Origin of the sequence: Glutamicibacter uratoxydans, from assembly GCF_050753455.1 — a bacterium.
GTDB classification, from domain to species: Bacteria; Actinomycetota; Actinomycetes; order Actinomycetales; family Micrococcaceae; genus Glutamicibacter; species Glutamicibacter uratoxydans_A.
The window spans coordinates 2,258,801-2,270,507 of the sequence record NZ_CP192736.1; the positions used below are offsets into that span (position 1 = coordinate 2,258,801).

At 59.3% G+C, this 11,707-nt stretch carries 14 protein-coding genes and 1 riboswitch; of the genes, 4 read left to right on the forward strand and 10 right to left on the reverse strand.

Going from position 1 to position 11,707, the window contains the following annotated elements:
- Positions 1–64 precede the first annotated feature (64 nt).
- Both ACQQZ8_RS10315 and ACQQZ8_RS10320 read left to right on the forward strand, forming a co-directional pair.
- Complete coding sequence (locus ACQQZ8_RS10315; RefSeq protein ID WP_431709742.1) at positions 65–301, forward strand: hypothetical protein; 237 nt, start codon at positions 65–67, stop codon at positions 299–301.
- A gap of 76 nt (positions 302–377) precedes the next feature.
- The gene (locus ACQQZ8_RS10320) at positions 378–872 is read left to right on the forward strand and encodes a helix-turn-helix domain-containing protein (RefSeq protein WP_431709743.1); all 495 of its coding nucleotides are present in this window, start codon (positions 378–380) and stop codon (positions 870–872) included.
- A 72-nt stretch (positions 873–944) separates the two neighbouring features.
- Here ACQQZ8_RS10320 and ACQQZ8_RS10325 read toward each other — a convergent pair whose 3' ends face one another.
- From ACQQZ8_RS10325 to thiO, 6 genes are all read right to left on the reverse strand, one after another.
- Positions 945–1,391 (reverse strand): hypothetical protein, encoded by a 447-nt coding sequence (locus ACQQZ8_RS10325; protein WP_431709744.1) that lies wholly within the window; start codon positions 1,389–1,391, stop codon positions 945–947.
- Positions 1,372–3,279: a translational GTPase TypA gene (typA, locus tag ACQQZ8_RS10330; protein WP_431709745.1), complete on the reverse strand. Its 1,908-nt coding sequence runs from the start codon at positions 3,277–3,279 to the stop codon at positions 1,372–1,374. Before typA ends, ACQQZ8_RS10325 begins: the two co-directional genes overlap by 20 nt.
- 331 nt (positions 3,280–3,610) lie before the next feature.
- The gene (locus ACQQZ8_RS10335; protein ID WP_431709746.1) at positions 3,611–4,744 is read right to left on the reverse strand and encodes a ThiF family adenylyltransferase; all 1,134 of its coding nucleotides are present in this window, start codon (positions 4,742–4,744) and stop codon (positions 3,611–3,613) included.
- Entirely contained in the window at positions 4,744–5,478 is a 735-nt protein-coding gene (locus tag ACQQZ8_RS10340) for a thiazole synthase (RefSeq protein WP_431712180.1), read from the reverse strand. Before ACQQZ8_RS10340 ends, ACQQZ8_RS10335 begins: the two co-directional genes overlap by 1 nt.
- A 71-nt stretch (positions 5,479–5,549) precedes the next feature.
- Positions 5,550–5,795 carry a sulfur carrier protein ThiS gene (thiS, locus tag ACQQZ8_RS10345; RefSeq protein WP_431709747.1) on the reverse strand — a complete coding sequence of 82 codons (246 nt, stop codon included), beginning with the start codon at positions 5,793–5,795 and terminating at the stop codon, positions 5,550–5,552.
- Positions 5,795–6,913, reverse strand: coding sequence for a glycine oxidase ThiO (thiO, locus tag ACQQZ8_RS10350; protein ID WP_431709748.1), 1,119 nt, complete (start codon positions 6,911–6,913; stop codon positions 5,795–5,797). Before thiO ends, thiS begins: the two co-directional genes overlap by 1 nt.
- A riboswitch (TPP riboswitch) is annotated at positions 6,911–7,025 on the reverse strand. It overlaps the preceding gene by 3 nt.
- A gap of 70 nt (positions 7,026–7,095) precedes the next feature.
- Here thiO and ACQQZ8_RS10355 point away from each other — a divergent pair.
- Entirely contained in the window at positions 7,096–7,641 is a 546-nt protein-coding gene (locus tag ACQQZ8_RS10355) for a GNAT family N-acetyltransferase (protein ID WP_431709749.1), read from the forward strand.
- A 626-nt stretch (positions 7,642–8,267) separates the two neighbouring features.
- Here ACQQZ8_RS10355 and ACQQZ8_RS10360 read toward each other — a convergent pair.
- The 4 genes from ACQQZ8_RS10360 to ACQQZ8_RS10375 are packed head-to-tail and all read right to left on the reverse strand — an operon-like array spanning position 8,268 to position 10,715.
- A complete protein-coding gene (locus ACQQZ8_RS10360; protein WP_431709750.1) occupies positions 8,268–8,702 on the reverse strand; it encodes an OsmC family protein in 435 nt (144 codons plus the stop codon).
- Positions 8,703–8,704: 2 nt separating this feature from the next.
- Positions 8,705–9,160: a GNAT family N-acetyltransferase gene (locus tag ACQQZ8_RS10365; protein WP_431709751.1), complete on the reverse strand. Its 456-nt coding sequence runs from the start codon at positions 9,158–9,160 to the stop codon at positions 8,705–8,707.
- A 21-nt stretch (positions 9,161–9,181) separates the two neighbouring features.
- On the reverse strand, positions 9,182–10,006 hold the full coding sequence (locus ACQQZ8_RS10370; RefSeq protein ID WP_431709752.1) for an alpha/beta fold hydrolase: 825 nt from the start codon (positions 10,004–10,006) through the stop codon (positions 9,182–9,184).
- Positions 9,999–10,715 (reverse strand): lysoplasmalogenase, encoded by a 717-nt coding sequence (locus ACQQZ8_RS10375; protein ID WP_431709753.1) that lies wholly within the window; start codon positions 10,713–10,715, stop codon positions 9,999–10,001. Before ACQQZ8_RS10375 ends, ACQQZ8_RS10370 begins: the two co-directional genes overlap by 8 nt.
- 272 nt (positions 10,716–10,987) lie before the next feature.
- Here ACQQZ8_RS10375 and ACQQZ8_RS10380 point away from each other — a divergent pair, with 272 nt between their 5' ends.
- Positions 10,988–11,611, forward strand: coding sequence for an NAD(P)-dependent oxidoreductase (locus ACQQZ8_RS10380; RefSeq protein ID WP_431709754.1), 624 nt, complete (start codon positions 10,988–10,990; stop codon positions 11,609–11,611).
- The last annotated feature ends 96 nt before the right edge of the window (positions 11,612–11,707 follow it).

The following is an 11,707-nucleotide window of genomic DNA, read 5'->3' on the forward strand; positions in this document are numbered from 1 at the left end:
AACTAACAGTCAGCACCGTTCTGCGCGGTTGTGGCAAGAGAATTTACCACTTGGAGGTGGGTGGATGTTAGATCTGGATCAACTGCAGTCCGGCGATCGGATCGTCGTGCGCTATCGACTAGCGGCCGATCTGGACAGCTCTTCGCCCGAGCTCAGCGATGCGCTGGGTGAACTTCAGCAGGTCACCGCGCAGAGTGTGAGCATAGCAACCAGACGTGGCGTGATCGTCGTTCCGCGCAAGGACATCACCCACGCTAAACGGGTCCCTCCCCCGCCGGCCCGACGTCGGAGCACACGCTGAGGGCCGCAGATGCCCCACAACACGCATGTGATTTGAAGTAACCAATCACTAACCGAAAATCACGTATGCTTGCTATATGCCGACCGATGAGCAAGTTCAATCCCGCGCCCGAGCGCTTAGTTCGCCCCTGCGACTGCGGATTCTACGCTTATGTCTGCACGAGTCTCGCACTAATAAGGAAATCGCCGACATTTTGGATTTGAATCCGGCGACCTCATTGCATCATGTGCGCACCCTGGTTAGTAACGGGTTTTTGACCGCCGAAGATCCCCGACGGGGTAACCGTGGGGCGAAAGAAGTCCCCTACCGCAGCACCCGCCAGTCTTGGGGCACCCGGGTACCGGATGCCGCACCACTGCTAGTGGACACCTTTTTGCAGGAAATCAATGGCTTGGATCCGCAGGAGATTCAGGTGTTACGGGTGGGACTGAAACTTTCCGAGGCCACGCAAAAGGAAATGATGGGCCGGCTGCGGGAAGTCATTGAGGACTACGCATTACGTGAGCCCGAAGCCGACGGGGTCGCCACCTCGCTGTTCTTGGCCCACCATCTGGATATCACGGGGAACTAAACACCAGATACTAAACGCTAAAACGGAAGGGGAGCTCCGCAAGTGTGGGAGCTCCCCTTCCGTTTTAAGCCGTCAAGCAATACTTCGTCGGTTTCTGGCTTCACGGCGCAAGGCGCGTCGAGCCAGCAGCAGTCCGATCACCGCCGGAATAGCCATCCCATAGACCCACAGGGCGGAGGCCAGCGTCGGCCCGGGCAGGTACTCGGAGAAGGAGAGCGGGGTGATCAGCTGATCGTTGCCGTTGAACGCCAACAGCCCCACGACCACATAGCAGCCGATGAAACCCAGGGCACCGGACCAGATTTTCCGGCTAGCCGCGGCCGCCCAGTAAACCAGCAGCCCTAAGAACAACCACGCCAAGCCCACACCCCACACCACGGGGATATCCCCCCAGTAGAACAATGAGGCGTGAACGACGCTACCGAGAATTCCAGCCACGCCGGCGACAACCAGACCACGCAAGAGCGCCCCGAGGTTACCGCCAGCGTTCGACGACTGTTTAGCTCTTTGCTCGTGCACGGGCAGCCTTGGCACGGTCGTTGGCGTTCAGCAGAACCTTGCGGATACGGACGGCTTCCGGGGTGACCTCCACACATTCATCCTCACGGGCGAATTCCAAGGATTCTTCCAAGGTCAGGGTGCGTGGTGGGGTGAGGTTTTCGAAGCTATCGGAGGAAGCGGCACGCATATTGGTGAGCTTCTTTTCCTTCGTGATGTTCACATCCATGTCGTCAGCGCGTGAGTTCTCGCCCACGATCATGCCTTCATAAACTTCCTCGGTGGGCTTCACGAAGAAGCTCATCCGCTCCTGAAGGTTAATCATCGCGAACGGGGTCACCACACCGGAACGGTCGGCGACAATCGAACCGTTGACACGGTATTCGATTGGACCGGCCCATGGCTCGTAGCCCTCGGCCAGCGAGGAGGCGATGCCAGCGCCGCGGGTTTCGGTCATGAAGCGGGTGCGGAAACCGATGAGGCCGCGGGCGGGAACCATGAATTCCATGCGTACCCAGCCGGTGCCGTGGTTGGCCATATTGGTCATCCGGCCCTTACGGGCGGCCAGCAGCTGAGTGACGGCGCCCAAGTACTCTTCTGGCACGTCAATGGTCATGTGTTCCATTGGTTCGTGCACCTTGCCGTCAATCAGCTTGGTCACAACCTGTGGCTTGCCCACGGTCAGTTCGAAACCTTCGCGGCGCATCTGCTCCACCAAAATGGCCAGCGCCAATTCGCCACGACCCTGAACTTCCCAAGCATCTGGGCGCTCGGTGGGCAGCACGTTCAGCGACACGTTGCCGATCAGTTCGCGATCCAAACGGTCCTTGACCTGTCGGGCAGTGACCTTCGCGCCCTTGACCTTACCGGCCAGCGGGGAGGTGTTAATACCGATGGTCATCGAGATCGCTGGTGGGTCCACGGTGATCAATGGCAGCGGCTTAGGGTTTTCCAGATCGGTCAGGGTTTCACCGATCATAATGTCCTCGATACCGGCCACGGCGACAATTTCACCCGGACCGGCTTCCTCGGCGGGCACACGGTTCAGCCCCTGGGTGGCCAGCAGTTCGGTGATCTTCACAGTCTTCTGCTCGCCGTCCTGGCGGGCCCAGGTGACCTGCTGCCCCTTGCGCAGGGTGCCGTTGAAGATGCGCAGCAGTGCCAGACGACCCAAGAATGGGGAGGCGTCGAGGTTGGTCACGTGGGCCTGGAGTACTTCACCCGGGGTGTAGGACGGCGCAGGCACGTGGTCGATGATGGTCTTGAACAGTGGCTCAAGGTCCTCGTTATCCGGCAAGGTGCCGTCCGCTGGCTGGTTCATCGAAGCGAAACCGGCCTTGCCCGAAGCGAAGACGATCGGCACGTTGAGAATCTTGTCGATGTCCAAGTCCGGAGCCTCATCGGCCAAATCCGAGGCCAACCCCAGCAGCAGATCCATGGAGTCGGAAATGACCCCGTCAATGCGGGCGTCGGCGCGGTCGGTCTTGTTAACCACGATGATTACCGGCAGGTTAGCGACCAGAGCCTTACGCAGCACGAAGCGGGTCTGTGGCAGTGGACCTTCCGAGGCATCCACCAGTAGCACCACGCCGTCGACCATGGACAAACCACGCTCAACTTCGCCACCAAAGTCGGCGTGACCCGGGGTGTCGATGATGTTCATGGTCATCTTGCTGCCATTAGCCGCCGGACCGTCGTAGAACACGGTGGTGTTCTTGGCCAGAATGGTGATGCCCTTTTCGCGTTCCAACTCGCCGGAGTCCATCACGCGATCTTCGGTCTCGCCGTGGGAATCGAATGCGCCGGTGTGCTGCAGCATCGCGTTCACCATGGTGGTTTTACCGTGGTCAACGTGCGCAACGATGGCGACATTGCGAAGGTCTTCGCGAAGTGTGATGTTTTCTGACATGCGTGAAGGCTCACTTCCGTCCGAGGAATATCGGGTCATAGGGATCGGGGCCACTTTTGACCCAACTACTTATTTTACGCGCTTCTGGCAACTGCTCCGGTTTTCTGTGGTGCAACGAACAGAAAAAGTTCGGTAAACACGGAATTTAACCCACGAAATCCAGAACCTGCCGGCCCGGGTATTGCGCGACGAAACAACGACGGGCTTCCTCTGAGAGAGTCCGCCCCACAGTTCTCGATCGTAGCCCGGGATACGGTATTTGTCGCCTTCGCGCCACGCCCATCGCGATAGGTACGCCGCGACCGCGCTGCGGAAGTCGATGACCGGAAGGCTAATAAATCAGTTCACGTCCCGCACACTGGGTAAACCAGGCTTGGGTACCGCCACGCAGCGAACGTAGTGGCGCCTCGGGACGTTGCGCCAGCAAAGCCTGCACGGCGCGTGCGGAGCGTGCCCCGCTTTTGCAGGCCAGTACAAGGTCTCCGGTGAGACCCAGCTCAGTGAGCCCAGCCCAGCCACGTTCCAGCAGTTCGTCCATCGGGAGGTGAATGCTGAGCGCGATACTTCCCAGATCGCGCTCCCATGCTTCGCGGATGTCCAGTACCGTCATGCTCTCTTCCAGCTCATCCACGCTCAGTTCAGGTACCGGGGTGGACACGGTGCACTGCGCAGTTTCGCAATCCAGTGAACGCACCGGTTCCCGCTGCGGGTCAGCCTGAAAGGTCAGTACGTCGGTGGTGGTTTGAAGCGCATCGTAGCGCCAGAAGCGTCCGATCAACGGCTCACCGATTCCGCAGATCAGCTTCAACGCCTCACCGGCCATGGTGGCTCCCACCACGGCACACAAGGTACCGAAGACCCCACCCTCGGCGCAGCTGGGCACGGAGTCTGCTTCCGGGATCTCGGGAAAAAGATCGCGCAGCATCGGTCCACGCTGCGGTGCGAACACCGACACCTGACCGCTGAACTGGAAAATGGTGCCCCAGATCAGCGGGGTTCCGCTAAGCTCGGCGGCATCGTTGGACAGGTACCTCGTGGCGAAGTTATCGGTTCCGTCCAAAACCAAGTCATGCTCGGCAAAGAGCGACAAGGCATTGTCCACGGTGAGCTTGTGGGTCAACGCGGTGAATCGTGCGCTGGCATCTAGGCGCAGCGCCGCCGCTTTCGCGGATTCGGCTTTGAACTGGCCAATGTCTTGCTCCCGATGGATCACTTGGCGTTGTAAGTTCGAGGATTCCACCCGGTCATCGTCGATCACGGTTAAGCGCCCGACCCCGGCGGCCACCAGGTAGTTAATAATTGGTGAGCCCAATCCCCCAGCGCCGATCACCAGCACCTTAGCGTTGCGAATCCGGCGCTGTCCGAGCGGTCCCACCCCGGGCAGGGTGAGCTGTCGCGAATATCTGGCGAGCTCCGGTTCACTCAGGGCGGGTCCGGGCTGAACCAAGGGTTCAAACATGGGCATCAGAACTGCCCCACCAATCGCTGCATGGTGCCTTCCTGCGGGGAGGAAGCTAAGGCGAGATCTCGTTTAGGGATCCGGCCGGCCAAATGTGCCGCACGTCCTGCGGCTACGGCGTGGCGCATCGCCCGCGCCATTAAAGGGGCGTCATGGGCCCGGGTGACGGCGCTGGCCAGCAAAACTGCCGCGCAACCCAATTCCATGGCTAGTGTGGCATCTGAAGCGGTACCGATCCCGGCATCGAGGATCACCGGTACACTGGCGCGATTCACGATGGTGGAAATATTGTGCGGGTTCAAGATCCCCAGACCGGTACCGATCGGAGCCCCGGCTGGCATGATCGCAGCGACCCCCACATCATCCAACCGCTGAGCCAGAGCCGGGTCGTCGTTGGTGTAGGCGAAAACGTCAAACCCATCGGCGACCAATTGCTCGGCCGCACGAAATAGTTCGATGGGATCGGGCAGCAAGGTGTGTTCATCGGCAATCACTTCGAGTTTGATCCAGTTGGTTTCCAACGCTTCACGAGCCAGCTTCGCGGTGAGCACCGCATCGCGGGCCGTATAACAACCAGCCGTATTGGGCAGGGCCAACACCCCTAAGCGTTCAAGCATGGCAAAGACTGAGTCCCCACCAGCGGCCGCATAGTGGCGCATAGCCACGGTGGTCACCTCGGTTCCCGAGACCCGCAGGGCATCTTCCAAAGTGGCCAGCGAGGTGGCTCCCCCGGTGCCCATCACCAACCGCGAATTCAAGCTGACCCCGGCGATCTGTAGCGGATCAGAAGTGGATTGTTCACTCAATGTTTCTAGCCTCCTTGGGCCGCGGTAACTAGGTCAATACGGGCGTGGGCGGGCACGGTGGCGGTGGCCCACGAACTGCGCGGGACGATGTCTCCGTTGATCGCCACCGCTACTCCCAGACGGGTGCCATCCACGGCTTGACCTTGGTTGTTCAGTTCTTTGCCGGTGTGTTGGCTAACCAGCTCGCGCACCGTGGATCCGGACTCTAGCGTCGCAGGTTGACCGTTGAGTTCAACGTCGATCAGGCTCATCAGGACTCCTTGAAATTGGTGTTGGTCGAGGTGAATCGGTTCAGGCTCAAATCGGACAGTCGCGGATCCGGGGGCTGGCTCAGCACGAGCTGCGCCCCGAGCTTGGCACCGAGGGCCGCCAACAGAATTCCGTGTCGAAAATACCCGTTGGACACCACCAGTCTGGGATCCACCCGGTCGATGATCGGTGCGTCATCGGGCGTGGCGGGGCGGGCGCGGGCAATCACTTCGCGCAGCGAAGTCGCCATGATTCCGGGGACTAATCGTCGGGCATCGTCCAGTAGCGTATAGAGTGCTTCGATGCTGACTTGTTGATTTCCGTCCTCGCGGACACTGGCGCCCAGCACGATGCTGCCGTCGGCACGCGGCACCAGATACACTCCACGCCGGTGCACCACCCCGCGTACCGTGTGGGTCAGCAGGGGCTGCAGATGGGTGGGTACGTCCAGTCGCAAAATGTCGCCGTACACCGGTCGCAACGGTAAGCGCGGTGTGCCTTTGAGTTGCTCGACACCGGTACACAGCAGCACCTGATCGGCCCGAATCACTTGCCCGGACTCGGTTCGTACCGCCGCCGTGCCATCGTGCGTCGGCAGATATTCAACGACGCGTTCGCGCACCAACTGGTCGCGGAAGTATTGAATCAGGATGCTACACAACGATCTGGGGTCGACTTGATGGTCTTGTGGGAAGACCAGGGCGCCGGAAATGTTGCCGGCGAGCGCTGGTTCTCGATCTCGGGCTTGGGAGCCTAGGAGGCTTTCGGCCGGTAGCTTCAAGCGTTGGCGGATCTGCTGTAATTCTTCGAGCGCTTGGCGGTCAGAGTTTTCGGCAGCTACCACCATGGTGGGGTTTTCTCGGTACGCTGGCCGGTGGCCGGTGGCTCGTTCAATCCGGGCGATCAGATCGGGATAGCAGCGAGCCGATTCGGCCATCAGCTCATGTAAGCCGTCTTGGCCCCAGACAATTTCCGAGGCCGGTGCCAGCATGCCGGCAGCCGCGTGACTGGCTCCCTCGGCAGGGTTTGGGTCGCACAGGGTAATCTGGATTCCTTGGGCGTGCAGTTCAAAGGCAGTGACTAAACCAATGATCCCGGCGCCAACAATCACAATATGCATGGCAGCATATATCCTTCCTACGGCGGCATGACCCGCATCAGGTATGGCGGTCGGCGCTTAAGCCCTCTCAGCCCGCACCAGCTAACTGGCGTAGGCTCCCGCGGAGTTATTCAGATTATAACCATAACGTAGCTCACATTTACCATTTGCGTGCCATAGCCCGATGTGTTCGACTTGGGTTTATGACGTCGCCTGAAATTTATGCGTTACGTGAACTGCGGATGGAGGACGCCCCACAGGTATTCCGGGCGTTTGGCAGCGATCCGTTGATGCAACGACAAGGTTCGGTCAGCACCCTGACCGAGGCCCAGCAGTACACCGAGGACCTAGTGCAAAGTCCGCTCCAGGCAGCACACGCGATCACCGCCAACGATGAGTTGGTGGGGCTAGTCTGTGCCAGTATCGATACGGCTAATGCCAATGGCTGGTTCTGGTATTGGATGGATGCGTCCCAGCGCGGACACGGTGTGTGTAGCCGGGGCGCGGCCACGTTAGCTAATCATTTGCTCACCACCGGTGGTTTACACCGGCTGGAGTTAGGAGCTAGGGCAAATAACCCTGCCTCACTCAAGGTGGCTCGCGCAGCGGGTTTCATCCCCGAGGGCGTGGAACGCGATAAATTTCTGATGGATGGGGTTCGGGTGGACGTGATGACTTTCAGTCGACTCGTACATGATCCGATACCGCAGATTGATCCATTGCCTTTTGTCGCTACAGCGCGAACCTAGTCCGCCAGTTCTGAAAACGAGCCGGTGGCCGAGCAGCATAACGGCGGCGCAAGGGATCACGGGTCTAAAACCGGTCGGTTGTTCGGGTCGTGTCTTTATGATCATTCGGGATAAAGCCCAGCGTTTTATTGGTCGACTACTTTCAAACGTTGCGGGCATCGCAGCTGGTTCCAACGTTTCCGGCTGAGCCTAGATGCTGGGGCGCGGCTACGTTTGCAGCCTGCACCGCCATCCCGAGCCGGTTGCCGCGGCATCCACAAAGCACGAGTCTCACTCCGATCAAGGACGCGGTTAGCGAGTTCGAAGAAATCACGAAACGAATCCATACCGCTAAGCGGCAAGCGGCGTCTCACGCGATGGACTCATTGGCTATGGCCCGTTGAACTGTGGGACTTACTGTCGCGCAAGTTCGGGAGCACCATTAATGTGGGCGCGAATCTCGCTTCCCGTGACATCCTTCGTGGCCTTTCGAAGGTCAGCCTGAAGCTTTGGCTGCAGCACGGTTACACTTCAGGCCGCGCCGCAGCCCTGGGGTCCGCTGAACGTCTCCGCTGTGGCCATCGCCCGGGTAGCGACTATAGCGCCAAGGTCCGGGGGTGGATCGCCCCAACTGACCCTTGGGCGGTTCAGTCCTCGATGCGCTGGCTGGTGACCTTAGCGCCGAGCTCCACGGTGCGTGAGACCGTGCAGTACTTGTCATGGGACAGCTTAATGATTCGATCCACCATCCCAGCGGCCTTGCGTCCCTCGTCGGTATCCGGGAACTTCAAGTCGAAGGACATCGAGATGTCATCCATCCGACCGGCTCCTTCCTCCGTGAGCTTGTACCCCGAGGCTTGTACCTGGAACTTCTCCGGCTCGGTGCGTCGTGTGGTAGCCACATCCACATCGATCGAGGAACAGCCGGCGATGGCCGCCAATAACAACTCGACAGGAGTCAATAGTCCTTCACCCTGCCCAAACTCGAGGGTGGCACCGCTCTGCTCACTCGTTGCCAGGTAGTGCCCCGAGCTCAGTCGCTCGATGTTTACTTCGCGAAGTTCGCGCGAATTATCCGCCATGGTTAGATCTTGTCCTTTCGGTGGCTGAGCCACATGCGTTGCTGATCTGGCGAGTCTTCCTCGCTGGTAAGTTCGGCTGGCTCGAAACCCTGTTGCCGGTAAAACTCGATACCTCGGTGATTATGAATGTTGACATCCACCAGGAGGTTTGGATGACGGGCCAACGCCCACCGCAGCAGCTTCTGTCCCGCACCCCCGCCACGGGTGTCAGAGCTAAGCCACAGCAACGGCACCTTATGCCCGGTGAGCACCATGAATCCCACGGTGCTCTCTTCCTGCTGTGCGATGATCACCTCTGCGTCACCACGATAAATCGCTTCAAGGACGTGGGCCAGCCAGTCCACATCCGAGGCCGACATCAAATCACGAGACTTTTCCTTCGAACCTCGCCAGAGATCAAGCAATGCCGGAACATCGGCGATTCCGTTCGCAGGGTGAATCGAGATCTTGCCGTGCATTCCTCCCCTTTTTCTTCGGGTCTAAGCGGTAATCTGCTTAGCCCAACGCTCGATGAGATGACCGACCGGGACAGGCTGGTCGATATGCAGGTTGTGCCCCGCTTCGGTGATCACTTCCACCGTCAATCTACGATACCTTCGGTGCAGATCGAGCACATCCCGGTATCCCACTACATGATCCTGTTGACCGCTGATCGCTAGCACGGGGAAGTTCTGTTGGTGTTCACGTTGCACCGGCAACGGTCTGAGTTCGTAATTTTTGGTCAGCCTGGCCATCGCTCGCAGGTTTGCGGCTCTGAGGCCCGGCAACACAAAACATTTGAAACGTTCCCAGTTCTCTTCCGTGCGAATCACCGATTGTTTGGAGTAGGCAGCCCGGTCGGCCGATTCCAGTCCGTTCATCAGTTCCTCGTTCTCGACAATGATCCGATGTTCGGGCAGATTTCGCATCGAAATCTGTGGGTAAATCACCGGAGCCAATAACGCCAGACCCGCCACCTGTCCAGGAAGTCGATCAGCAATCTCTTGTGCCAAGAGGGCTCCCATCGAATGGGCCACCAAGGCGAAGCGTTGCGTCCCGAAAAGCTGCCGGAGCGCATTATCGAGCCAATTGGCGTAATGGGTGAGTTCACCGGCTCCCGGTAGCGTCGCGGTTCGCCCAAAGCCGGGCAGATCCAGGTACCACCGCTCGCATCCGCCCGCTCTTGCCACGGCAGCGTCCAGAGGTAAGAGACTGCGATGATCCACCCCGTTGCCGTGCACGAACAGCACGGGCAGGCCTGCACCGCGCCGTTCGCGCAGATAAGGTCCGTACAGTTCGGGTCGTGGCAGGTCTGGATCAGCCATTGTTTCCTCTGCCGGTCGACCCCAGAGCGTGGCTCGGTTGACGTTTAAGCACTGCTGCCACGATTAGCGATTGACCAAGCACGTAACTGAGCATGATCCAGAAGCCTAGGTCGGGAAAATCCACATCCGTAAAGGATCGGATCGCGATCATTGCGTCCGAGATGAAAAAGATCGCCCCACCGACTCCGGCCAGCGGACCTAGACCGGTGGCCAAGATAGCCATCAGGGTGAGTGCCACTCCGTAAACCAACACGGGAATCAGCAGGCTTCCGGCCCCCGGGGCGCACCACAGCACCAACCCTGCCAGCGCTAGAAGATAGGGAATCACAGCAAGCGGCTTAGCCAGCACGGAGCTGGCCCGGTAGGGCCAGAGCGCCAGAATGTAAAACAGTTGAGCGATCAGGAAACAACCGACCATTGTCAAAAATGCCGGATCCCCCGTCATGAAGCGGGGCAAACTATCGCCAAGCCAGGAGAAGAATAGGGCTGCGAGTACCAGCGAGGTCAGTCTGCCCAGCCCGATACCGGTGCGGCTGAGCAAAACCGCGGCAAGCAGTGGCATCAGCAGAATCTGCGTCACATCGGTAAGTAGACCCTCCGGGTCGCTAAATTGTAGCACCAGATGAACCGTAGTGATCAGCGTCAACAGGGTCAGGGCTAGGATTATTTTCCACCTGTGTGGCTTTCCCGTCCCCGTCGTTCGTCGCATCCGCTGCTCCCTCTGTATTTCTTGCTGACCTGCACCGACTCAGCGGTCATCGTCACATGTGACGCTAGTTGATGTGCTCTGCAACGGCAAGCAAGCCGATCAGCCTCATAGGCGGCGTAAAGCCACGCCAGGTAGCACTGGCCAAGCACTTTAGCGGAGCACCGCCAGAAGCAGCGCGCCCTGATAAGTTCGACACGAACACCTAACTGACTAGTCGGCCGGCAATAAGGGATAATCGTGGGGAATCACGCATCAGCTGAGGAGCAGGTCATATGAAAATTACCCTGATTGGTGGATCGCGGGGAACCGGAGCCAAAGTGGCTGAACTAGCCCAACGTTCCGGGCATGAGGTGACCATCCTTTCCCGATCGATCCCCCAGAGCCCCGACAAACCCCAACTGCGCACCATCGTGGGTGACGCACTGGATCCCGAGACCGCCACCCAAGCGGTAGCCGGGGCCGATGCAGTAGTGATCACCGTGGGTGGAGCCAAAGGGGCGGCCAAGCACCGTACCGCGGTGACTGAAAGCGTTATCGCAGCCATGCAGCAGACCGGAGCGAAAAGGCTGATCGTCCAGTCCTCGCTGGGTGCAGGAGGATCCGCCAGCCAACTGCCGGGTGTCATTGGATTCATCACCAAGCTTCTTTTGGCCAATCCTTTGGCGGATCATGAAACTCAAGAGCAGGCGGTAATTAGTTCGGGCTTGGAGTGGACCATTATGCGTCCCACCGGGTTGACCAACAAGGAGCCCTCCGGAGACTGGCAGCAATTGGAAATTGGTCAGCGTGGCAAGTTGAAAGGTTCGATCGCACGCGGCGATGTGGCTGGTTGCATTCTTGCGGCGTTGGGTGATGACTCATCCATCGGCAAGGCCTTCGGTATTAGTTCCCGCTAGGTCACCCACCGTGGCTGCGCTGCCACGCTCCGTGTTCAGTGGATGCTGTTTTTGGTGAACGATATGTTCGACGAACCGGCACACAGCGCCCGGCTT